Source organism: Streptomyces sp. M92 (genome assembly GCF_028473745.1).
In the GTDB taxonomy this organism is placed as follows: Bacteria; Actinomycetota; Actinomycetes; order Streptomycetales; family Streptomycetaceae; genus Streptomyces.
Window position 1 is genome coordinate 5,333,934 of sequence record NZ_CP101137.1, and the last position, 23,534, is coordinate 5,357,467.

Annotated in this window: 18 protein-coding genes; 6 read left to right on the forward strand and 12 right to left on the reverse strand. The window is 72.1% G+C overall.

The genetic code is table 11. The annotated features are described in order from the left end of the window. Positions 1-130 precede the first annotated feature (130 nt). Positions 131-1,030, reverse strand: coding sequence for a LacI family DNA-binding transcriptional regulator (locus M6G08_RS24000; RefSeq protein ID WP_272589234.1), 900 nt, complete (start codon positions 1,028-1,030; stop codon positions 131-133). A 316-nt stretch (positions 1,031-1,346) separates the two neighbouring features. On the opposite strand from M6G08_RS24000, the gene M6G08_RS24005 reads away from it, so the two are divergent. The 5 genes from M6G08_RS24005 to purU all read left to right on the forward strand — a co-directional run bounded on the left by M6G08_RS24005 (position 1,347) and on the right by purU (position 8,219). Further along, positions 1,347-2,957: an MFS transporter gene (locus M6G08_RS24005; RefSeq protein WP_443048903.1), complete on the forward strand. Its 1,611-nt coding sequence runs from the start codon at positions 1,347-1,349 to the stop codon at positions 2,955-2,957. A gap of 241 nt (positions 2,958-3,198) precedes the next feature. After that, positions 3,199-4,167: an Lrp/AsnC family transcriptional regulator gene (locus M6G08_RS24010; protein ID WP_272589235.1), complete on the forward strand. Its 969-nt coding sequence runs from the start codon at positions 3,199-3,201 to the stop codon at positions 4,165-4,167. Between the two features lie 766 nt (positions 4,168-4,933). Then, positions 4,934-6,280 (forward strand): aminomethyl transferase family protein, encoded by a 1,347-nt coding sequence (locus tag M6G08_RS24015; protein ID WP_272589236.1) that lies wholly within the window; start codon positions 4,934-4,936, stop codon positions 6,278-6,280. A gap of 161 nt (positions 6,281-6,441) precedes the next feature. Continuing rightward, positions 6,442-7,314: a methylenetetrahydrofolate reductase gene (locus M6G08_RS24020; protein ID WP_272589237.1), complete on the forward strand. Its 873-nt coding sequence runs from the start codon at positions 6,442-6,444 to the stop codon at positions 7,312-7,314. Further along, complete coding sequence (gene purU, locus M6G08_RS24025; RefSeq protein ID WP_272589238.1) at positions 7,311-8,219, forward strand: formyltetrahydrofolate deformylase; 909 nt, start codon at positions 7,311-7,313, stop codon at positions 8,217-8,219. Before M6G08_RS24020 ends, purU begins: the two co-directional genes overlap by 4 nt. Positions 8,220-8,580: 361 nt before the next feature. Here purU and M6G08_RS24030 read toward each other — a convergent pair whose 3' ends face one another. Then, a complete protein-coding gene (locus tag M6G08_RS24030) occupies positions 8,581-9,543 on the reverse strand; it encodes a sugar ABC transporter substrate-binding protein (RefSeq protein WP_272589239.1) in 963 nt (320 codons plus the stop codon). Between the two features lie 338 nt (positions 9,544-9,881). Next, entirely contained in the window at positions 9,882-10,937 is a 1,056-nt protein-coding gene (locus M6G08_RS24035) for a YncE family protein (RefSeq protein ID WP_272589240.1), read from the reverse strand. Positions 10,938-11,199: 262 nt separating this feature from the next. Here M6G08_RS24035 and fes (M6G08_RS24040) point away from each other — a divergent pair, with 262 nt between their 5' ends. Next, a complete protein-coding gene (fes, locus tag M6G08_RS24040) occupies positions 11,200-12,486 on the forward strand; it encodes an enterochelin esterase (RefSeq protein WP_272589241.1) in 1,287 nt (428 codons plus the stop codon). Between the two features lie 15 nt (positions 12,487-12,501). Here the strand turns inward: fes (M6G08_RS24040) and M6G08_RS36035 are convergent, their stop codons facing one another. The 9 genes from M6G08_RS36035 to fes (M6G08_RS24080) form a co-directional block, all read right to left on the reverse strand. Then, positions 12,502-12,666 (reverse strand): MbtH family NRPS accessory protein, encoded by a 165-nt coding sequence (locus M6G08_RS36035; protein WP_443049017.1) that lies wholly within the window; start codon positions 12,664-12,666, stop codon positions 12,502-12,504. Positions 12,667-12,694: 28 nt separating this feature from the next. After that, positions 12,695-16,549, reverse strand: a complete 3,855-nt coding sequence (locus M6G08_RS24045) for a non-ribosomal peptide synthetase (RefSeq protein WP_272589242.1) — start codon at positions 16,547-16,549, stop codon at positions 12,695-12,697. Beyond that, positions 16,546-16,773, reverse strand: coding sequence for a phosphopantetheine-binding protein (locus M6G08_RS24050; RefSeq protein WP_272589243.1), 228 nt, complete (start codon positions 16,771-16,773; stop codon positions 16,546-16,548). The genes M6G08_RS24045 and M6G08_RS24050 overlap by 4 nt, the downstream gene beginning before the upstream one ends. Before the next feature lie 3 nt (positions 16,774-16,776). Further along, a complete protein-coding gene (locus tag M6G08_RS24055) occupies positions 16,777-17,409 on the reverse strand; it encodes an isochorismatase family protein (protein WP_272589244.1) in 633 nt (210 codons plus the stop codon). A 21-nt stretch (positions 17,410-17,430) separates the two neighbouring features. Next, positions 17,431-19,059 carry a (2,3-dihydroxybenzoyl)adenylate synthase gene (locus tag M6G08_RS24060; protein WP_272589245.1) on the reverse strand — a complete coding sequence of 543 codons (1,629 nt, stop codon included), beginning with the start codon at positions 19,057-19,059 and terminating at the stop codon, positions 17,431-17,433. Beyond that, positions 19,056-20,273 (reverse strand): isochorismate synthase, encoded by a 1,218-nt coding sequence (locus tag M6G08_RS24065; protein ID WP_443048904.1) that lies wholly within the window; start codon positions 20,271-20,273, stop codon positions 19,056-19,058. The genes M6G08_RS24060 and M6G08_RS24065 overlap by 4 nt, the downstream gene beginning before the upstream one ends. Positions 20,274-20,312: 39 nt before the next feature. After that, positions 20,313-21,095 carry a 2,3-dihydro-2,3-dihydroxybenzoate dehydrogenase gene (locus M6G08_RS24070; RefSeq protein ID WP_272589246.1) on the reverse strand — a complete coding sequence of 261 codons (783 nt, stop codon included), beginning with the start codon at positions 21,093-21,095 and terminating at the stop codon, positions 20,313-20,315. Next, positions 21,092-22,066, reverse strand: coding sequence for an ABC transporter substrate-binding protein (locus tag M6G08_RS24075; RefSeq protein WP_272589247.1), 975 nt, complete (start codon positions 22,064-22,066; stop codon positions 21,092-21,094). The genes M6G08_RS24070 and M6G08_RS24075 overlap by 4 nt, the downstream gene beginning before the upstream one ends. Positions 22,067-22,163: 97 nt before the next feature. Beyond that, positions 22,164-23,492 (reverse strand): enterochelin esterase, encoded by a 1,329-nt coding sequence (fes, locus tag M6G08_RS24080; protein WP_272589248.1) that lies wholly within the window; start codon positions 23,490-23,492, stop codon positions 22,164-22,166. Positions 23,493-23,534: the final 42 nt, after the last annotated feature.

A 23,534-nucleotide genomic window follows, 5' to 3' on the forward strand; every position in this document is an offset into this window, starting at 1 on the left:
CCGGTCGGCAGGGTGAGCATCAGGCACGGCCGGTCCACGGCGGTCACGACTTGTCACAGTGCCCGCGCCGGCACGCACCACAGGACTGTGGTCGCGTCCGGCCGACGGCGCGCGCCGAGGGAACGGTCGGTCAGACCGATTCGCGGACGACGACCCGGGCGGGCGGCGGGCGCAGGCCGTCCGTGTCGAGGTTCAGGGCGAGGCGGGCGCTGAGCCGGCCGTGGGCCTCGGCGTCGACATGGACGCTGGTCAGCCCGGGGGTCGTGTAGGCGCCGTAGCCGTTGTCGTCGAAGCCGATGACGGCTACGTCGTCCGGCACCCGACGGCCGAGGTCGCGCAGGGCCATGAGGACGCGGAGGGCGATGTCGTCGTTGAAGCCGGCGATGGCGGTCACCTCGGGAGCGCCGGTCAGGAACGCCTGTACGGCTTCGGCGCAGGCGGAGCGCTCCGGCGGGGTGACGAAGGTCCGGGGGACCTGAATGCCGAGATCGCGCGCGGCGTGCCCGGTGAACTTCAGCCGGGTCGCGGCCAGCGGGGACTCGGTGTCGGGCAGGGCAACGGCGACGGCGGAGTGGCCGGACTCCACCAGGTGACGCAGTTGCATCGCGGCGTGGGCGGCGAGGCCGTCGCGCCAGCCGCCACCGAGGTCGTCGAGTTCGCGGCCGGTGAGGTAGGTCTCGCCGAAGCGGATGACCGCGCGGGGCGCTATGACGTCCAGGATCTGCTGGGTGGACTGCGGGGTGTGCCGACCGTGCCGGACGAGCAGCACATGGTCGTGGGCGGCGAGCTCGGCGTCCAGGCCCTGGATGTAGCTCCGGGAATAGTGCCCTTCCAGGCCGGCGTCGATGTTCAGCACGACGACACGCGACGAGCCCTCGCGCAGGGCGCGGGCGACTCCGTGCGGTACGTACCCCAGTTCCCGGGCGGTCTGCTTGACCCGGTCCCGGGTCGCGGCGGAGATCGTCTGGTGGGGGTCGTCGTTGAGGACGAAGCTCACCGTGGCGCGGGACACACCGCTGGCCGCTGCCACGTCGTTCAGCGTGACTCTTCCGGAACTGCCCATTACCCCTGCTCCGATGCGGTCGGCGCACCGTTCGCCCTGCGGGCCGGCGCACGGACATTCTAGGATCCCCGGCCGGCGCCGGGTGCACTGCCGTCACACGGCGTGCGTTCCGGGCCGTCGCCGCGCGTGTGATCGCGACGGCAGTTTCCGCCTCCGCGGGTGTGGGTTCTGTCGGATTCGGGCTTCACGGGGAATGTGGTTCGCCTCGTCCTCCGGCTGCGCTCCATGGTTCCCGAGTCATTCGACCGACAGCGGCACGTCCGCGGTCGAGAAGGAGTTCGGAGTGGGTGCAGCAGTGGAACAACGCCGTGACCGGCGAACAGCGGCGCTTGTCATGGCCTGTCTGGGGGTGTTCGTCGGCTACTTCCCGGTGACCACGGTCTCCGTCAGCCTGCCGGTCATTCAACAGGCACTCGGCGCGTCGACGGCCGACCTGTCCTGGGTGTCCGACGCCTTCGTGCTGCCGGTGGCCGCGCTGATCCTGACGGCTGGGGTCTTCGGCGACGTGCACGGGCGCAAGAAGGTCTTCCAGGCGGGTCTCGGATTCTGTGTGGTGGGTGCCGCGGTCGCCCTGTCGGCCCGGTCCATCACCCAGGTGTGGATCGGACAGGCCCTGCTGGGCGTGGGTGCTGCCGCGCTGCTGCCGATGACACTGGGGCTCATCAGCCACGCGGTTCCCGACCCGCGCGAGCGGGGCAAGTACATCGGACTGTGGACGACTTCGATGATGGGCTCACTGGCCGTCGGCCCGCTCATCGCCGGCGTCGTCACGGCGCACGCCGCCTGGCGCTGGATCTACCTGCTGCCCATCCCGCTTTCGTTGACCACCATGGTCGTCGCGGGATTCGTCCTCACGGAGTCCACCGGCCAGGCGGGCCGGAAGCTGGACTGGCCGGGGCAGACCACCGCCGCTCTCGCCATCGTCGCCTTGGTCTACGGCGTCATCGAGGGCGGCGCCGGCTCCTTCGGGGACACCCGGGTGATCGTCGCCCTGGCGGTCGCGGTCTGTTCCGGCGCGGCCTTCGTGGTCTGCGAGCGGCGCAGCCCGAGCCCGATGCTCGACCTGACACTGTTCCGCAGTGCCGCCTTCACCGGCTCGGCACTGGTCGTCATGATCAGTTTCCTGGGCCTGATCGGCTTCTTCTTCGTCCTCAGCCTCTACCTGGGCACGGTGCAGCGGCTGAGCACCCTGGATGCCGGTCTGCGGCTGCTGATGGTCACGGCGCCGCCCATGGTCCTGGGCGCCGTCGTGGGACGGTTGATGCGCTACCTGTCGCCCCGTGTTCTGATCACCGGTGGGCTGACCGCCACGGCAGTGGCCCTTTTCACCCTGACGGGCGTGGGGACCGACACGTCCTTCGTGTCGCTGGGATGGCGCCTGGCCCTGCTGGGCCTCGGGCTCGGGCTGGCCTTCCCCTGCATCACCGCGACCGCCGTCTCCTCGGTGCCGCACCACCAGGCGGGCATGGCGGCGGCGGGCAACAACGCCTTCCGACAGGTCGGCGGCGCTCTGGGGCCCGCCATCCTGGGCGCGTTGCTGACCGGCAGGGGGCTCGCCACCCTGCCCGATCATCTTGCCGCCGTCGGACTGTCCGGACCGGTCAGCGGCGAGATCCTGCGGGCCGTGGACGTCGACGGCCTCGGAGCCGTCGCCGGCCTGCCGTTGGGCCCGGACACCGGGCCGGCCATGCATGCCCTGTCCCAGTCCTTCTTGGACGGACTGCGGCTGTGCCTGGTCGTCTCGGGCGTGGTCATGCTGCTCGGCGCCGCCGTCGCGGGCCTGCTGCTGCGGCCCGCGGGTGGCGGCCGTGCCGTCGTCTCGGCCGGTGGCCGGCCGGCCGAGACGGGGCAGGCCCGGACCACCACGACCGGCGTGGTGGCCGACCGGACGTAACCGACATGCTCCCCCGGGACGGGAGTTCGCCCGCCGCGGATCCCCGGACCTCTGCCCCGCCGCGGCGGCAGCGCGGCGACCCCGTGCCCATCCGTGGGGACGGGGCGGCACCGGCCGCCCCGTCCCTGGCCCTCACCGAGCGAGGGCCAGGGACACAGCGTTCGCGTGTCGCAGCGCCCGCGTGGCCCCCGCCCCGTGTGACCCTCCGCTGCAGACCGCGTTCTCAGGAAAGGCGACCCTCGTGTACCAGCCCGACGCGCTCGACCTGTCCTTGTTGCGGGCCCTGCAACTGGACGGCCGCGCGCCCTTCAGCCGGATCGCGAACGTCCTCGGCGTCTCCGACCAGACGATCGCCCGCCGATACCGCAGACTGCGCACCGAGGCCCGGCTCAGAGTGCTGGGCATGGCCGACCACACCAGGCTGGGCCGCACCAACTGGATCGTCCGGCTGCGCTGCAACCCCGATGCCGCAGAGCAGTTGGCGGACGCGCTGGCCCGCCGGCCCGACACCTCGTACATCGGGCTGATGTCCGGCGGCACCGAGGTGATGTGCGCGATGAAGCCGCGCAGTCGGCAGGACCGCGACGACCTCCTGCTGGAACGGCTTCCGAAGACCCGTCGGGTCACCTCGGTCGATGCCTGCTGCGTCCTGCACCAATTCTACGGCGGACCGTTCGGCCGGCTGAACAAGATCGACGCGCTGGACCCGGCGCAGGAGGCGGCATTGCGGCCGCAACCGCCAGGGAACGCGGCGGAGACGGCCCTCCTCGACCGTCTCGACGAGGAACTGCTGGAGCTGCTGCGCAAGGACGGGCGGACCACAGGCACCGATCTGGCCACCGCGACCGGGCAGACCGAGACGGTGGTCAAAAGACGGCTGCGAGCGCTGCGCCGGGCAGGAGTGCTGTACTTCGACATCGAGTACGACCTCGAACCGTTCGGGCACGGCACCGAGGCGGTGCTGTGGCTGAGAGTGGACCCGACACGGCTCCGTTCGGCCGGACAGCTCCTTGCCGGCCACCGCGAAGTGCGGTTCGCCGCGGTGGTCAGCGGCGAGGCCAACGTCGTCGTCTCGGTGCTGTGCCGCACCCCGGAGGAGCTGTTCGCCTACCTGGCCGACCGGGTCGGCTCGATACGAGGCGTCCGTGCCGTCGAAACGGTGCCCACCCTCCGGCAGGTGAAGGCTCTCACGTACGAGCCTCGTCGCTGAGGCGGTTCCAGAGTGCGGTCAGTGGCCGGGTGCGGGTGGTGGGAAACGCGCTCACACCCCGGCTGACAGCTCTCCCCTGCGGCCCGGCCGTTGTGAGGTCAGACGTCGGCCGGTCCGGTCGACGGGGCCGTCGAGACCGTGCTCATGCTCAGCCGTTCCGCCTGTCCTCCGCGGCGGCAGCGGCAGCGGCGGCGATGGGCGGGCCGGGCCCGGCACCGCGCGCAAGGTGACCTTGCGGCTCACCGGAGCCTCCGGCTCTACGCCTCCCACGTCGCGACCGCGACGGCACGACGTTCGCCCGCACCGCGCGCTCGCGGCCCGGCCGCCGGCACCCCGCCTCGCGCCGGTACGACGTAGCCCGAGGCATTCCCGGACACCAGCTCACCGCAGCGCTCGTGAGCCCTCGCCGAGCTGAGCACCGGCGTCTTCACCGCCCCCTTCACCGCCGGAGAGATGACCGCAGGCCTAGAACGATTTGGCGAAGCGTTGTGACGTGCCTGCCACATCGATTCGGCTATTCCAGCGCACCGGCCGGTGGTCTGCAGTTGTCCGAGGAGGCCGCCGACGCCTCGGCGCGGTAGTCGACGCACGAGTCTGGTCAGCCTTCCCGCCCTTCTGTTAGCTTGCGCTAGATCGTTCTAGCTCAGACGAGTGGCCCTTGCCCCGTTTCCGTCCCGAGCACGAGGCCCGAGCAAGTGGCCACTGGGCCGCGGCACTTCCCCGGTCGGAGCCGACGGGACCCAACCACCTGGAAACTAGGAGTCGCATGACAACCCCCAGCCTTCAGGACGGCATCGACAAGGCGGGCTCGCCCGTCGACCTGCTGTGGCAGCCGGACGCCGAGCCCTGGACGCCCGAGGTGGTGGAGCGCGAGTACGCGGGCTGGCGCACGGAGCAGCGTGCCTGGCACGAGGGCGTGGCGCTGCTGAACCTGTCGCACCACATGTTCGACCTGTGGATCGAGGGCCCGGACGCCACCCGCACCCTGGCCGAGTACGGCGCCAACAACTTCGACAGGTTCGCCGTCGGCCAGGCCAAGCAGTACGTGCCGGTGACCCGCCACGGTCACATCGTCACCGACGGCATCCTCTCCCGGGAGGCCGAGAACGCCTACGTGCTCAGCGGTGTCCCCGCCTCCCAGCACTGGGTGCAGTACCACGCGGAGAAGGCCGGCCACGACGTCTCCTTCGCCACCGACCCGTCGTCCGCGTTCCGGCCCGGCGGTGGTGACCCGAAGCTGTTCCGCTACCAGATCCAGGGACCGCTCGCCCTCGAACTCATAGCGAAGATCTTCGGCAGCCCGGTCCCGCAGACCAAATTCTTCCACTCCACGCCGGTCACCCTGGACGGCCGCGCTTTCAAGGCGCTGCGGCACGGCATGGCCGGCCAGGCGGGCTACGAGTTCGTCGGCCCGTGGGAGCACGCCGCTTACGTGCACGAGGCGTTCGTGAAGGCCGGGGAGCCGCTCGGCCTGATCCAGGTCGGCGCCCTGGCGTACGCCACGCCGAGCGTGGAGAGCGGCTGGATCCCCTCGCCGGTCCCCGGCATCTACACCGATCCCGAGCTGGCCGGGTATCGCGACTGGCTCCCGCTGTTCGGTATCGAGGGCAAACGCCCGCTCCACGGCAGCTATTACTCCGAGAACATCGAGGACTACTACGTCTCCCCGTTCGAGCTGGGCTACGGGAAGATGATCCACTTCGGGCACGAGTTCCACGGCCGGGACGCCCTGCTCGCGGCCAAGGAGAGCGAAAACCTGCGCAAGAAGGTGACCCTCGTCTTCGACCCGGACGACGTGCGCCGGGTCGTCGGCGGGGGAGCGGGCCCCGGCTTCGTGCTCAGCTACGCCCGCCACCGGGTGGAGACCTCCGCCGGTCTGGCCGGTGTCACCATGCAGACCGCTGCCATCGACCCGGTCGGCACCGTGCTGTCCCTGACCCTGATCGATCCGGCGCACGCTGCACCGGGCACGGAGGTCACCGTGGTCTGGGGCGAGCACCCGGGCCGAGGTACCGCCCCCGAGGCCGACCTCGGGTTCCCTCGCATCCGCGCCACCGTTCAGCCCAGCCCGTTCGACCGGCACGCTCGCACCGACTACCGCCGCGACGCCTGACCAAGTCCGGCAGCAGGTGTGCGGACGCCGCCGTGCCGCGGCGGTCGGCCGGATGCCGCCCCGACCGGTGCGATGCAGGTCGGCCCGCCCGGCCCCCGTGCTCGGTGGGTCGGAACCGGGCGCCCGGCCGGCTGCCCCGAAATCCTTCCCCAGGAGGCATCATGAACCCCGTCAGCACACCCTCCCCAGCGGTGAGTACGCCACTGCTGGAGGACTTCTCCCTGGAGATGACCGGCAAGGACATGCCCAAGCTGGAGGAGGCCGCCGGCCTCATCCCGCAGGGCACCCGCGTCAACGTCACCTTCCTCGGCAACGAGACCCTGCGGATGCGCCTGGACGCCGCCCGGGCGGTCAAACGCCTCGGCTTCGTCCCCGTACCGCACATCTCGGCCCGCCGTCTCGGCTCCCGGGCGGCCTTCGAGCAGTTTCTCGCCGGACTGCGCGACGGCGGAACCGGCACGGACGTCTTCACCGTCGGCGGCGACCCGGCCCGGCCCGAGGGCCCGTACGAGGATTCCCTCTCCCTCATCGAGTCGGGGCTGTTGCCGGAGTACGGCGTGCGGCACGTCGGCATCAGCGGATACCCGGAGGGTCACCCCGCCATCGTCGAAGACGTGCTCTGGTCGGCGCTGCGCGGCAAGAATGCCGCCCTCACCGCCCAGGGGCTGGACGGCAGCGTCATCACCCAGTTCGGCTTCGACGTCGACCGGGTCCTCACCTGGATCGAACAGATCCGCGGCCACGGCATCACGCTGCCGGTCCGCGTCGGTGTGCCCGGGCCCGCCGGTGTGCGGCGGCTGATGTCGTACGCCACCCGGTTCGGCGTCGGCACCAGTGCCTCCATCGCCAAGAAGTACGGACTGTCCCTCACCAACCTGATGGGAACGGCCGGCCCGGACAAGTTCCTGGGTGCCCTCGCGGAGGGCTACGACCGGGGACGCCACGGCGAAGTGAAGGTCCACTTCTACACGTTCGGCGGCCTGAAGGCCACCTGCGATTGGATCGTCCAGTTCAGGAAGGAAGCTCGCGCATGACGGTCACCCAGGCCGCCCCCGTCACCCCCGCCCGGAGGGACAAGAGAGCCGGTCACCAGGCGTCCCTGATCGTCCAGGGCACCGACGCGACCGGCATCGTCGCGGCAGTCGCCTCGGTGCTGAGCGAACACGGCGCGAACATCGTCTCGCTCGACCAGTACTCGGACGATCCGCAGCGCGGCTCCTTCTTCCAGCGCACCGTTTTCGGCCTGGACGGCCTGCGGGCCGCGCTGCCCGCGGTGCGCGCCGACCTCGACGCGGCGCTGGTGGACAAGTACGGCCTGGCGTACACGTTGCGGGACATGTCGGTGCCGAAGCGGATGGCGATCTTCGCCTCGAAGTCCGACCACTGCCTGCTCGACCTGCTCTGGCGTCACCGGCAGGGCCAGCTGCCCGTCAGCATCCCGATGGTGATCTCCAACCACCCCGATGTGGCCGAGGAGGTACGCGGCTTCGGCATCCCGTTCTTCCACGTACCGTCCATGGGCCCGGACAAGTCCGCCGCCGAGGCCGAGCACCTCAAGCTGCTCAAGGGAAACGTCGACTTCATCGTCCTCGCCCGATACATGCAGATCCTCTCGGGAGACTTCATTGAACGGGTCGGCGTCCCGGTCATCAACATCCACCACTCCTTCTTGCCGGCGTTCATCGGGGCCGGCCCCTACGCCAAGGCCAAGGAACGCGGCGTGAAGCTGGTGGGTGCTACCGCCCACTACGTCACCGAGGACCTGGACGAGGGCCCGATCATCGAGCAGGACGTCGTCCGCGTCAGCCACGCCGACACCGCCGCCGATCTCACCCGCCGCGGCGCCGACGTCGAACGGGCCGTCCTGTCCCGCGCGGTGCTGTGGCATGCCGAGGACCGGGTCATCCGCGACGGTAACCACACCATCGTCTTCGCCTGAGCATCCGGTTCAGCCCCTACCCCACAGGGATGTGTCCGGAACAGGGGCGGGTGGTCCTGTCACGCGCCGGAACAGGCCGAACAGGCCACTGGGACGGAGGACACGGCATGGTCCGGACATCTTCGACGCCCCGGCCTCCGACGCCGTACACCGGCGTCTCGCGGGGCCGCGCCCAGTGATGGACGTGAGTTCGCGTCTCGTCACGTGAGTCGCGGTTCGTTTCGGATGATGCATGATGCGAGTCGGCAGAGGGTGCCGGACACGCAGCAGGGAGGCGGCCGGTGCAGGTCCCAGGGGCGGCATCGGCCGTCGTAGATCCCCCGACCTGGCGGGCGGCAGGTCGGCCGGTGCCCGCACCGGATCAGTAGTCGGCGGGGCAGTACAAAGGGGCCGTGTCGGCGTTGCCCTTGGTGACCAGCCGGATCGGGGTGTGATCGATCTTCTCGGCCTTCCTGTCGCGCAGCAGGGCGATGGTGTTGCGGACGGCCAGTTCACCGGTGTTCCCGGCCGAGTTGGACACCGTCGCGGAGAAGCGTCCGTCCTTCAGCGCGTCGAGGGCCTCGTCGGTGCCGTTGACCGTGACGATCCTGACCCGGTCCGCTCCGGCCGCGTCGAAGGCTTCGCGGGCGGCGAAGGCCATCTGCTCGTTGGCGACGAAGGCGTAGTCCAGGCCGGGGTGGGTCCGGGCCATGCCTGCGGCGACTTCTCCGGCCTTGTCGGCGTCGAACATGCCGGGCTCCTCGGCGACCACCTCGGCGTTGGCGGGCAGGGCCTCGGTGAAGCCGTCGGTGAGCAGGTCGGAGGCGGCGCCCGGTGCCCCCGCGATGACGGCGACCTGTACGTCCCGGCCGTCGGCGTCGTCGGTGATCCACTGGGCGTCGAGCCGTCCGACGGCCTTCAGGTCGACCACCACCGCCCCCAGGATGCTGTCCGGGTCGGTGCTCACGGAGGTCAGGAAGACGGGGATGTCCGCCGCCTCGGCTTTCTCGATGTCGCGTTTCAAGGCGTCGGTGTCGACGGTCTGCAGGATGATCGCGTCGACCTTGCGCGCGATCATGTCCTCGATGTTGCTCAGCTCGGTCGAGGCGTCCTGCCGGGAGTTGGCCGTGACCAGCCGCGCGAAGTTGTTCTTGGCGGCGATCTCCACGGACTGCTGGAGGCAGGTGTGGAATTGGCTCTCGCCACCGTTGACGAACCCGAGGGTGAGCGGGCCGCCGTCCGCGGAATCGGTGTCGTCCGAGTAGAGGCCGCAGCCGCTGAGCAGCAGACCGACACCGAGGAGCAGAACGTGCGTGGCTCTTCGGCGACGCGAGGACGTGGGCATGGCTGGGCCGCCTTTCCGGGGTGTACTGGGGAGCGTCCGATGCGTCCGTTCACCGCCTGCCTGGCAGCTGCGGCGTTCGCGCGGGGTGGCTGCGGCTCCTGCAGTCGCGTGACGGCGCAGACGGTACAGCCGTATGAAGGGCGTACACCCTGTCCGGGAGCGCAAGGTAATCCTGCGCGGTTCGCTTGGTCCTCGGCCGCTCGCGGGTGTCCGAAGGCGCCGCGGGGGAGACCGCCGACGGCCTGGTCGGCCTGAACGTCGTCGGCATGTGGACGGGGCCCGTCACCTACCGCCACTGAAAGGCGACGGGAGATGACGGGCACCGGTGTACGGAGACGTCAGCGCGCGAGGCGGATCCGGGTGATGGTGTCCTCGGTCGCGGTGGCGCCGGACTTGTCGACCACGTAGGCGATGCCGTCGGCGATCTCCACGTGGTTCGGGTTGGCGCCGGTGGCGATGGTCTCCTCGATCACGCCCTTCTTCACGTCGACCCGTGTCACGTTCGCGTCGGTGCGGTTGACCACCAGTACGTCGCCGGAGCGCTCGTCGGTGGCCACGGACAGGGCGCCGGCGCCGGTCGCCACGGACTTGGTGAGGACGCCCTTGCGGAGGTCGACCACGGACAGGGTGCCCGAAGTCTGGTCGGCGGTGTAGGCGATCCTGCCGTTCTTGGACAGCGAGACCGAGATCGGGCCGTCACCGGTCGGGAGGAAGCGCGGGGTCGCGGATCCGCGCCGCAGCTCGATCAGGCGGTCGTTGTTGAGGTCGGCCGCGTAGAGCGCGCCGGTCTTCTCGTTGACGGTCAGGCCGGTGGGGCCGGCGCCCTCGACGGTGATGCGCTCCTTCTCCTTCAGGGTCTTCGTGTCGAAGGCGACCAGGGCGCCGTCGCCGAATGCGCTCGCCCACACGGTGTTGTGCTTCTCGTCGACGACGATCTCGCGGGCGTGGTTGACGTTCGGCAGGCTGGCGAGGTGCTCGCCGGTGCGCTGGCTGTAGACGGATACGGTGTTGTTGCGGGTGTTGGTCGTCCAGACGGTGTTGTGCTCGTCGTCGACGGCGACGCCGTAGACGGCCTCGACGGCGCCGGTGGTGGTGTCGGTGACAGGCGGGTTGAGGTCGGCCTCGATCTCCAGGGTCTTCGGGTCGACCTTCAGCAGATGGGACTCGGTGACCGGCGGGCGGCCGACGGCGGCGGTGACCCACAGCGTGTCGTTCCGCTCGGAGTAGGAGGACTGGTACAGGCCCTTGGTGAGCTTCGCGGTGGTGACCTGCGAGCCGGCGGGGTGCGCGGAGGCGGTGCCCGCCAGGGTCAGGGTGCTGCCCGCGGCGACCGCCACGGCGACGGCGGTGGCGACCGCGGTGCGGCGGCGGATGGGGGTGGCAGGGCTGGACATGGTGGTGAAGCTCCTCTTCTGGGGAATCAACGGACAACTGCAGAGGGACAAGTGGCTCAGGTGGGGGGAGGAAGGGCGACCACGCGGCTCAGCCGGGCACCGGAGGGCGAAGCGGATCTGTCAGAGGTCATGAGGGCTGCTCCTGGCAGGCGAAACGTCATGGAGGAGGACGTTCGAGAGAGAGGGCACGTCGGGGCGGCGACAGCCGGCGCGGATCACGATGTGCGACCTAGTAAGGTAAGGCTAACCTAATCTATAGATCATGGACAGTCAATTGCGATCCGCACCCACGCATCTCCCGAGGTCTCCGGAGAACACCCCCGGTCACCCGCCCCGCCTGCCCAGGCCGCATCCGGTGCCCCGTCTCGCCCGGCCGACGTGCACGCTGCCCGGGCCGGGCGGCGAGGACGCCTTCTGGGCAGACGTGCGGGCCCGCGGTGGTACGCCCCTCGTGGGCCCCGACCCGCGAGGCAGCGCCGACCACCGGGCGGTGACGTTCCTGTGGCGCGGCACTGCGGGCACCCGGGCCGTCCAGGTGCTGCCGAACAAGCTCGGCGACCCGCGCGACCCCGACGGCAACCTCATGGAGCACGTCCCCGGCACGGACGTCTGGCACTGGACCCTGCGCCTGCGGCACGACTGGCGGGGCACCTACGACCTGTACGTCGACGACGGCGACGGTCCGGGCCCGGGAACACCCGCGTACCAGCGCCGTCTGCGCGCCCTGCGCCGCACCGATCCCTTCAACCCCCGCAGGCTGCCTCATCGCTGGCAGGCCGAGCCGGTGTCGTACGCCGAACTCCCGGCCGCCCCGCACGCGGTGGACTGGGAGCCGCGGCCCGGCGTCCCGCGCGGCACCGTCACGGAGCACACCGTGGCGAGTACCCGCCTCGGCGGTTCCCGCCGGGTCTGGCTGTACGAACCGCCCGGCACAGTAGGGGAGTCGGAGCGGCTGCCGGTGCTGGTACTGCTCGACGGCGAGCACTGGCAGCCCCGCCTCGGGCTCTCCCACCTCCTCGACAACCTCATCGCGGACGGCCGGGTCCCGCCCGTCGCCGCCGTACTGCCGGAGGCCGTGGACGAGGCCACCCGCTGGGCCGAACTGTCCTGCCGGCCCGACTACGTCGACTTCCTCGCGGGCGAGCTGCTGCCGTGGGCGGCAGGACTCCTGCCCCTCAGCGACGATCCGGCGCACACCGTGATCGCCGGACAGAGCCTCGGCGGGCTCACCGCCGCATACGCCGCGGCGGCGGCACCGCACCGCTTCGGCAACGCCCTCGTCCAGTCGGGCTCGTTCTGGTGGCCGGTAGGGCCGGACGCGGAGTGGCTCACCCGGGCCCTCGCCGGTCTGCCCCGGCTGCCGGTGCGGTTCCGGCTCTCCTTCGGCACACAGGAATGGGTGGCCCTGCCCGCCGCGCGCAGACTGCGCGACACCCTGACGGCCCTCGGCTACCACGACTCCTCCTACCGGGAGTTCAACGGCGGTCACGACTACCTCTGCTGGCGTACGGAACTGGCGGACGGACTGGTGGAACTGCTGGGCCGCTGAGTCTTGCTTCGGATGTCACCCCCGGCCCCTCGTCACCCGGTGCACGCACCGCCCGCGCGGTGCGGGGCCGAAGCGGGGAGTCCAGCCGGACGGCACCGCTCGCCACGCGGGCCACAGGGCCGGTGGCCCGCGGCGTTCTCCAGCAGCAGGTGGCCCTCCCGGCCGACGGGCGAATGCCAGGGGCCGAAGGGGCCGGCCGGTTCCGGAGTCATGCGTCCAGCTCCTTCAGCCGGGCGGCCAGGACCGTCGCGACGTCGTCGAGGTACCGGTCCCGCATCAGCTGCGGGTGGGTGCAGTCGAGGTCGTGGTTGTCGACGGTGCCGGTGACGTGCGGCCGCCAGGACTCCCTGGTCAGCCAGTCCTCGGCGCGCGGGGCGGCGGCCGTGAAGAACAGCACGTCGCCGTCGTACGGGCGGTGTTCGTGCTCGCGCATCATGCGGGCGTGGTTGGGCACGATGTCGACGATCCGGGACAGGGCGCGGTCGGTCAGTCCGGCCAGCGGGCTGCCTGCCCGGCGCAGCGTGGCGAGCACGTCCTCTCGGGTGCGTTCGCCGGTGCGGTCGAAGCCCGCCATGCGCAGGACGGCCGTCAGCGCGTCGCCCTCCTCGGGAGCAGCCCGATCGCGCCACTGTTCGGAGGGGAAGGCGTCCAGCAGCGCGAGGAGTTCGACCCCCTCGCCGGCCTCTTGGAGCAGTACGGCGACCGTGTGCGCGAGGACGCCGCCGACCGACCAGCCCAGCAGGCGGTACGGGCCGTGCGGCTGGACCTCGCGGATCCGCCCGGCGTAGTCCTCGGCCTCCTCCTGGAGCGTGCGCGGCAGGGCCTCGTCACCGGTCAGGCCGCGGGCCTGGAGCCCGTACACCGGCTGCCGCGGTCCGAGCCGGGAGGCGAGTCCCGCGTAGCACCAGGCGAGGCCGCCTGCCGGATGGATGCCGAACAGTGGCGTCAGGTCGCCCTCGGTGCGCAGCGGCAGGACGACGCCGAGGGCGTCCCCCGCAGCCGGTGCGGCGGCGTCCAGCCGGGCGGCGAGCGCGGCCGGCGTCGGCGCCTCGAACAGGGAGCCGAGGGTCAGCTCGGCGTCGAATTCCTCGCGGACCCGGCCGACCAGGCGCACCGCGAGCAGCGAGGTCCCGCCCAGGTCGAAGAACGCGTCGTCGGGGCCGATCCCCGCCACGCCCAGAACCTCGGCGAACAGGCCGGACAGCGCTTCCTCACGGGCGGAGGCATACGGCCGTCCGCCGGTGCCGCCGACGAACACGGGGGCCGGCAGGCCACGCCGGTCCAGCTTGCCGTTCGGAGAGAGCGGGAAGGCGTCCAGCGCGACGACGGCCGCCGGGACCATGTGCTCGGGCAGCTCCCGGGCCAGCGCCGCCCGGACCCCGGCCGGATCGGCGCCGCCGGTCACGTAGCCGACGAGCCGGTCGTCACGGACCAGGGCGCACGCCGCGCCCACGCGGGGACGGGCGGCCAGCGCCGCCTCGATCTCGCCGAGTTCGATGCGCTGGCCACGCAGCTTGACCTGGTGGTCGGTGCGGCCGAGGTACTCGACCTCGCCCTTCTCCGTCCACCGGGCCAGGTCTCCGGTGCGGTACATCCGGGTGCCGGCCGGACCGAAGGGGTCGGCGACGAAACGGGCCGCGGTCAGCTCCGGCCGGCCCAGGTAGCCGTCGGCGAGCTGCGTGCCCGCCAGGTACAGCTCACCGGTGACACCGGGCGGGCAGGGCTGGAGAGCGGCGTCCAGGACGTACAGGCGGGTGTTCCACACCGGCCGCCCGATGGGGACCGGGCCCCGGTCCGCCGGGTCGCACGCGTGGTACGTCACGTCGACGGCGGCCTCGGTCGGCCCGTAGAGGTTGTGCAACCGCACGCCGGGCAGGGCGCGGGCGAACGCGGACACGGTCTCGCGAGGGAGGGCCTCGCCGCTGCAGAACACTCGGCGCAGCACCGCCGCACAGCCGGAGGCCTCCGGGGTGCCCAGGAACACCTGAAGCATCGACGGGACGAAGTGGCAGGTGGTGACGTCCTGTTCGCGGATGAGCCGGGCCAGGCGGACCGGGTCCTTGTGGGCGCCGGGCTCGGCGACGACCAGCGTCGCGCCCTCGCGCAGCGGCCAGAAGAACTCCCACACCGACACGTCGAACGACGACGGGGTCTTCTGGAGCACCCGGTCCGCGGCCGTCAGCCCGTACTCGTGCTGCATCCACCGCAGCCGGTTGTCGATCGCGCGGTGCGGCACGACCACGCCCTTGGGGCGGCCGGTGGAACCGGAGGTGTAGATGACGTACGCGGGATGGGCGGGGGTGAGGGCGCGGGCCGGGTCGGTCCAGGGGTACGACGACACGTCGAGTCCGTCCAGTACGACCACCTCGGCGTCGGTGCCGTCAGGGAGGCGGTCGGCGCGGTCGGTGACGGCGCACACCGGCGCCGCGTCCCGCAGCATGTACGTCAGGCGGGCCGCCGGGTAGTCCGGATCCAGCGGCAGATAGGCCGCGCCCGCCTTCAGCACCGCGAGCAGGGTCACGATCAGCTCCACCGAGCGCGGCACCGCCACCGCCACCACCGTGCCCGGCCCGGCGCCCAGGGTCTGGAGGTGCCGGGCGAGCCGGTTGGCGCGGGTGTTCAGCTCCGCGTAGGTCAGTGTGGTCTCCCCGAGGACCAGCGCGGTGGCGTCAGGGGTGCGGGCGGTCTGCGCCTCGATCGGTCCGATGAGCGTGGTCGGCGGCAGTGGCCGCTCCGTGCGGTTGAACTCGTCGACGACGAGGCCGACCTCCGCCGAGGTCGCGACGGTGTGCACCGCGAGGGGCTGCTGCGGGTCGGTGCCGGCCAGCCGGTCCAGCAGGTTCAGGAACCGTTCCTGGTGCGCGGCGAGGTCGGAGTCCTCGTACAGCGCGGGGTTGCCGTCGTGGTCGACGCGCAGGCCCCGGCCGTCGGCGCGGTCGTAGACATTGACCGTCAGGTCGTCCACCGGGCCGGCCGACAGGTTCTTCGCCCGGGCGGGAGCGCCCGCGAAGTCCACACCGTAGTCGAAGGGCATGACGTTGACGAGCGGGCCGACCAGCGCCCGGCTCTCGCCGAGCAGGCCCAGGTCGCGGCGGATGTCCTCGTAGCGGTAGCGCTGGTGGCGGCGGACCTCGCGGACGCCGAGCACCACCCGCCGGACCAGTTCGGCGAAGGTCTCCTCGGGGGAGACGGCCAGCCTGAGCGGCAGTACGTTCATGACCATGCCGGGCACGCGCAGCGCCACCGAGCCCATGCGGCCCATCATCGGCAGGCCCAGCACCACATCGGTACGGGCGGTGGCGCGGGCGGTGTACAGGGCCTGTGCGGCGATCAGCACGTCCGGCCAGGTCGCGCGGAGCCGGGCCGCGAGGTCCTTGAGCCGCCCGGTGGTGCCGGGGGAGAGGTGGGCGGTGCGGCGCAGGAAGGTGCGGGACGGCAGCGCACCGCGGCCCGCGAGCCGTGCTGCCTCCGGCCGGTCGGCGAACGCCTCGGCCCAATGCGCCCGGTCGACCTCGAACGCGGCCGACTCCCGGTAGGCGGTGTCGTCCGCGACCAGGTCGGCCAGGTGGCCGAAGTCGCGTGGGGCGGGCTCCTCGCCGCAAACGAGCGCCGAGTACACCTCGGCGGTGCGGCGCACCAGGAGCGAGTAGCCGTAGCCGTCCATGACGAGGTGGTGGATACGTTGGTACCACAGCCACCGCTCGGCGCCGACCCGGAACAGTGCGTGGTGGAACAGCGGCCCGGAGGACAGGTCGAACGGCTCCGCGAGGTCGGCACGCATCCACGCCACGGCCTCCGCCTCGGTGCTCGACTCACGCAATGTCAGCGGCAGTTCGATCGTTTCGGGCACGTGCTGCACGGGGCCGTCCGGGGCGTCCTCGATCCGGACCCGAAGCGCTTCGGCCTCGTCCGCGACCCGGCGCAGGGCGCGGGCGAACAGCACCGGATCGAGCGGACCGTCGATCTCCAGGTACTCGGCGGTGTTCTGCGCGGGACTGAGCGGGTCCAATGCCTGCGCGAACCACATGCCCGACTGGGCCGCCGTCAGGGGCAGGACCCTCATACCGCCCCCAGCAGGGGCGCCCACGCCTCGATGGCGGGCCGCTCGGCGAGGTCGGCGAAGGAAGCGGTCACGGCGTGATCGCGGCGCCAGCGTTCCAGGAGCGTCATGACGCGGATCGAGTCGAGACCGTGGTCGACGAGGTTCTCGTCCACGGGTATGTCCGCCGGGTCCTCTCCGAGGCAGTCGGCGACGTCTGCGCGTATCCGCTCAATGCTCAGCGTCATGGGTCAGTCCTTCGAAAGAAGCGCGTCGGTGGTGGTGACGACCGCGCAGCGGCCGGCGGCGTAGCCCAGTGCCATGTCGTGGTCGGCGCGGGAGAAGTCGGCGACGGCGTCGGCGACGACGAACGCCTGGATGTCCCGCTGCCAGGCGTCGGCGGCGGTCATCAGCACGCCGATGTGCGCGTACACGCCTGCGACGACGATCTGGTCGCGGCCCCGCTCGCGCATCAGGTCCGCCAGCCCGGTGCGGACGAACGCGCTGTACTTCCATTTGGTGAGCACCGTCTCCCCGTCCTCGGGGGCGGCCTCCCCGGGCGCGGCGAGCCGCTCCGGGTCGTCGGGGACGCCGGGGCCCCAGAAGTCGAACTGGAGGCCGCGCTGGTCGCGGGTCTGACCGCCGCGCTGGGCGGAGTGGACGACCGGTACGCCGAGGCGGCGGTACTCCTTCAGCAGGCGGGCGGTGTTGCCGAGCATTCCGGTCAGGGGCTGCTCGCCGGCCGGGAAGGCGCCGAGGAAGTGCTGCTGGAGGTCGTGCACGAGCAGGACGGCACGCGCCGGGTCCACGGTCCAGGACACGCGGTTCGCCGGGAGTTCGTCCGGTTCCGGGAGCGGATAGGGGGCGATGGCGGGAAGTGCCATGGGGGGTGCCTCTCGATACGGTCAGGACTGTCCGGCGGCGGAGCGCAGCTGCTTCTTGCTGATCTTGCCGACGCCGGTCTGCGGGAACTCCTCGACGAACTCGACGCGGTCGGGGACCTTGTAGGCGGCGATGCCGCGCTCGCGGACGAACCTCTTGATCGCGGCCGGCTTCAGCGGTTCGGCGTCCCCGCGCGGGATCACGTAGGCGAGGGAGCGTTCGCCGAGGTACGCGTCGGGCACCGAGACCACCGACACGTCGTGCACCGACGGGTGGGCGAGGATGATGTTCTCGACCTCCTCCGGCGCGATCTTCTCGCCGCCCCGGTTGATCTGGTCCTTGGCCCGGCCCTCCACCACGAGGTGCCCGCCGGGGAGTCGGCGCACGATGTCGCCGGTGCGGTAGAAGCCGTCCCCGGTGAAGGACCGCCGGTTGTGCTCGGGGGCCCGCCAGTAGCCGCGGATGGTGTAGGGGCCGCGGGTCAGCAGATGCCCGAACGCGCCCTCGGGGACGTCCTCGTCCTCGTCGTCGACGATGCGGATCTCGTCGTCCGGGGAGATCGGCCTGCCCTGTGTGGTGACGACCGTCTCGGTGTCGTCGTGCAGCCGCGTGTAGTTGACCAGCCCCTCCGCCATGCCGAACACCTGCATCAGTCGGCAGCCGAGCGCGGGCTCGAGCCGGCGGGCGGCCTGCTCGCTGTACTTGGCGCCGCCGACCAGCGTCAGCTCCAGGCTGGACAGGTCGTGCTCGGCGGCCGGAGCGGCCTCGGTCCACACCAGGGCCAAGGGCGGCACCAGGGCCGTCATGGTGATCCGCTCGGTCTCGATCAAGGGGAACGCCGTGTCCGGGTCGGGCTTCGGGGCGAGCACCACCGTGCCGCCCGCGTACAGGACGCCGAGCCAGCCCGGTGAACTCATCGGGAAGTTGTGCGCGGCGGGCAGCGCGACGAGGAAGCGGGTGCCGCCGTCCACGCCGCAGATCTCGTCGGAACCCCGCAGCGAGTACATGTAGTCGTCGTGGGTGCGCGGGATCAGCTTGTTCAGACCCGTCGTCCCGCCCGACAGCTGGAGGAACGCCAACTCGTGCGGCTGTGGCCCGTCGAACGGGCCGGACGGCTCGCACGGCACCTCGCTCAGCGCCGTGTGCTCACCGGCGTCCCCGGCGACGAAGACGTGCCGCAGGCCAGGTGTCCGCTCCCGTATCCGCGCGGCGAGGTCCCGGTGGTCGAAACCGGCGTGCGTGTCGGGGACGACGTAGGCGACGGCCTCGGTGAAGGAGCAGAAATGGGAGATCTCCGTGTCGCGGTGCGCGGGCAGCGCGTACACCGGCAGCGCGCCGATACGGAACAGGGCGAAGACCACCTCGATGAACTCGCCGATGTTCGGCAGCTGTACGACGACCCGGTCGCCCTTGGCGATGCCGCGGGCCAGGAACCCGGCGGCGAGGCGGTCGGCGCGTGCGTCCAGCTCGCGGTACGTCCAGGTGCGCCGCTCGGGTGCGGGGTCGACCAGGGCGATCCGGTCGGGATGGGCGGCGGCCCGCTCGCGCAGCATGCCGCCGAAGGTCTCACCGCGCCAGTGACCGGCGGCCCGGTAGCGGTCGGCGAACTCGGAGGGCCAGGTGGGGGCGTCCACGCCGGGGGTGAGGGTCACAGCGCTGCTCCTACGGCGTGCAGGAAGGTACGGAACTTGGCGGCGGTCTCCGCCGTCTCGGCCTCCGGTGTGGACGCGGCCACGACCCCGGCACCGGCGAAGAGCCGCAGGGTGGTGCCCTCGGCCTCGGCGCAGCGGATCGTCACCACCCACTCGCCGTCACCGTCGGCGTCCTGCCAGCCGACCATCCCGGTGTAGGCGCCGCGGTCGAAGGGCTCCGACTCGGCGATCACCCGCCGGGCCGGCTCGGTGGGCGTGCCGCAGACCGCCGGGGTGGGGTGCAGAGCGGACGCCAGGTCGAGGGCGGTGGTGTCCGGGGCGGAGACCTCGCCGGTGACCGTGGTCGACAGGTGCCACATGGCGGCGGTGCGCCCCAGCGTGGGCCGCGCGGGCACGTCGAGCGCGGTGCAGAACGGTGCCAGCGCCTCCTGTACGGCGGCCACGACGACGGCGTGCTCGTGCAGGTCCTTCTCGGACTCCAGCAGGGCGACCGCGCGCCGCACGTCCTCGGCGAGGTCCGTACTGCGTGGCGCGGAGCCCGCGAGGGGGTTGGCGATGAGCCGGCCGCCCCGGCGGGAGACCAGCAGTTCGGGGCTGGCGCCGATCAGGGTGCGGCCGGGACCGCTCGGCACGGCGAAGGTGTATCCGGCGGGGTCGCGGCGGGCCAGGCGGCGCAGCATGGCCGGCAGGTCCGGTTCCCGGGCGGAGGTCAGCTCCAGGGTGCGGGCGAGGACGACCTTGTCGAACTCCCCGGCCCGCATCCGCGCCACCGCGGCGGCGACCGCCTCGCCGTACCGTTCCGCGGCCGGGACCTCTCGGACCTGCCACTCGGGACGGTCTGCGTCTTCGGGGACGGGCAGTGCGATCAGCGGGTCCTCGCGCAGCGGCGGCGCCCAGCGCACCGAGTCGGGCACCGCCAGCGCGGCCGGGGCGTCAGGGGCGAAGGGGAGTGCTCCCACGACCACCGGCGCGGGTGAGCCCGGGCGGCGCAGCGCCTCCAGTGCTTCCCGTACCCGCCTGGCCGGCGGGCGCGAGTCGTCGGGTATCTCGGCGGCGGTGCCGCGTCCGAGGAGTGTGCGGTGGGGGGTGGAGAGGAAGCGGTCGGTCGGGGGTCGGTAGGACTCCAGCAGCGCGGTGGCGGCGCCGGGGGTGACTGGTGTGCCGGTGGGCCGGTGCAGGACTTCGTGCAGGGGTTCGTGCATGGAAAGGGACATGGCTGTCTCCAGGGGGAGGACGTGTGCCGCGGGCCCGGTTCAGGCCCGCAGGGTGGCGCCGCCGTCGACGTACAGGTCGTGCATGGTGATGTGCCGGGCGCGGTCGGAGGCCAGGAAGACGACGGCGTCGGCGATGTCGGAGGGGTCGGCGATCCGGCCGAGCGGGATGCCCGTGCGGTAGGACACCAGGTCGCCCTCGACCACCCGCCGGGCGGACGCCTCCTCCTCGCCCGAGGTCCACAGGGCGCGCTGCATGCCGGTCATGGTCGAGCCGGGGGAGACGGTGTTGCAGCGCACGCCTTGCCGCGCGACTTCCAGGCCCAGGCACTTGGTGAACATGACCGCGGCGGCCTTGGAGGCGGCGTAGGCGGCGAGGCCCGCGCGGGGGATGCCGCCCGCGTTGGAGGCGACGGTGACGATGCTGCCGCGGCCGCGCCCGGTCATCCGGCGGGCGGCGGCGCGCGAGACGTGGAACACCCCGGTGGTGTTGACGGCGAAATGCGACGCCCAGTCGTCGTCGGAGAGATCGGCGACGGGCCCGTCGCGCAGGATGCCGGCCACGTTGACGGCGATGTCCAGCGGGCCGAGGGTGTCCTCGGTCTCGGCCACCAGCGTCTCCACCGCGGTGGCGTCGGTGACGTCCAGCTGCCGGGAGGTGACCAGCTCACCGTGCCGTGCGGCGAGTGTCTCCACTCCCGCGCGGTCGAGGTCCGTGGCGACCACGCGGACGCCCTCGTCGACGAGGGCGGTGACCACCGCCGCGCCGATGCCCCGGCCCGCCCCTGTCACGAGGGCGAGCCGGCCGTCGAGTCCGGGCGTCACGGGGCGAGCGCCTTCGTCACGTCGTCCAGGACGATCCGGGCGGCCAGCGGGCCGCCGGCGCTGTTCCAGGCGGAGCCCTGGACGACCACGACGTGGCCCTCCCGCTCGGCCTTCAGCCTGCTGAAGTTGGGCACCTTCCGGGCCTCGGCGTACGCCTTCTCGCCGTCGGCCTTCTCGCCCAGGGTGCCGAAGAACAGCCAGTCGCCGTCGATGGTGGACAGCTTCTCCAGACTGACCGGCTCGCTGTGGCCGGTGCCCACGCCCTGTTGGTCCTTGGGCCGTTCGAGGCCCAGGGCGGTCAGGGTGGCGCCCACGTGGCCCACACCGCGGCCGACCGCCGACGGAGCCTTGTTCTGCCAGCGGATCACGCTGACGACCGCTCCGGCGTTGTCGCCGAGCTTCGCCTTGGTCGCCGCCACGTCGGCGTCGAAGCCGGTGAGGAACTCGTCGGCCTCGGCCTTCCGGTTCAGCGCGTCGGCCGTGGCGGTGAACGCCTTCTTCCAGTCCTCGTTCAGCTTGGCGGTGACCACGGTCGGGGCTATGGACTCCAGCTTGGCGACCTCGCCCTTCACCGCCGTGGTCTCGTCGAGCAGGATCAGATCGGGCTGGAGCGCGGCCAGCTTCTCCATGTCGGCCTCGGCGACCGTGGCGACGACCTGCGCCTTGCCCGCCTTGTCGGCCAGATACGCGGACACGCCCTTCTGTCCACGCCCGGCGGTGGCGCCGACCGGCTCGATGCCGAGCGCGAGGGCCGCGTCCAGGGTGGGCTCGCTGAGCGTGACGACCTTCTTCGGCTCGGCGGGCACGTCGACCTGGCGGCCCGTCGCGTCGGTGACCTGACGAGTGCCGGCCGCGTTGCCGCCCGCGCTGTCGCCGCCGTCGTCACCGCAGCCGGTCAGGAGCAGCGCCCCGGTGGCCACGGCGGCGGTGGAGGCGAGGACGGTTCTGCGGGAGGCACGTGCAAGGGACATGAAGGGTCGCTCCTCGGAAGGGTGGTGGGACAGGAAAGGGGAGCCGAAGTACGGAAAGGGATCCGGACTACGGAGGGGGACGGAGCCGCGCGAGGCGTCAGGAAGCGGGGCCGCCCAGCAGACGGACCAGGCCGTCCGCCAGGGCGCCGTGCCAACAGGCGTAGTCGTGACCGCCGTTGAACTCGTCGTACGTGACCCGGTGGCCGGTGGTGCGCAAAGCGTCGTACAGGGCGCGGCTGTGGTCGACCATGGCGCCCTCGTGCAGTCCGACATCCAGATGGACTCGGAGGGGCCGGGCGATGCCGGCGGCGAAGCGGGTGACGAGCCAGGGCGTGCCGTGCACCGGCGGTTTGGGTCCGGCCGGTGGTGGCAGCCCGGGCCGCCACCACAGGGAGGCGGACTGGGCGAGGACGTTGCCGAACCGGTCGGGCCGCAGATACGCGGCGTACAGCGCGGTCATGGCGCCGAGGCTCTGCCCGGCGACCACGGTCCGTCGCGGGTCCGTGGCCAGGGGCCAGCGTCCGGCCGCCCAGGGCAGCAACTCGTCGGCCAGGAAGCCGACGAACGGCTCCCGACCGCCGAGGTCGCGCCAACGGGTCCGCCGGTCCACGGCGTCCGGCGCCACCACCGCCAACGGTGGTAGCGCGCCGTCGGCGATCAGCGCGTCCAGCGTGTCGCCGAGGCCGAGGCGCCCGAACCACATGTCGCCGTCGCACAACACCACGACCGGCAGGGGCGCGCCGGCGCCGCGTTCGTGACCCGGCGGCAGATACACCCAGGCGTCCCGGTCGCCGACCGGTGCCGAGCCCGGTACCCGGTGCCGCTCGACCCGCCCGGCCGGCACCGTGCCCCGCCGCTCGGCCCACGGCTGGGCGGGGGCGTCGGGCAGGGCGAAGACCGAGGCGTCGGACTCCTGCCGGCGGGTGGCGACAGTACGGCGGTTGAGCGGATCGGCGGCGGCGAACGCGGTCAGCGACCGCAACCGCTGCTGGAGGCCGCCCGGGTCCGGCGGCGGTTCCTTGAGCGAGATGTCGGCGGCCAGCCGGTAGGAGCCTCGGTGGTCGGCGCGCAGCCGGAGCCCCAAGTGCCAGACGTCGGTGCCGGGTACCCGTTCCAGCAGGGAACCGGCCAGGTGGGCGGGGTCGGCGAGGCGGTTGCCGCACAACAGCACGTACCGCGTGGCGCGATGCCCCCGCCACAGGAACGTGACCACCCGATGGCCGGGCGAGCCGTCGAGTTCCTCGACGAGCGGGGTGCCCAGACCCTCTGCCGTCTTCCAGAAATGGGCGGCCAGGGCTGCCCGTCGGGTGTCGTCAGCGCCTTCCACGGCATCCAGCAGCCGAGCGACGCGCGGCCCCGTCACCCGCACCGGGCGGGCGTCCGGCGCGGTGGCACCGCGAAGGGTGAAACGGGTGAGCGTGGTCATCGGCTTTCTCCGTGAACTGCTGGTCGGAGGGCAAGGCAGGCC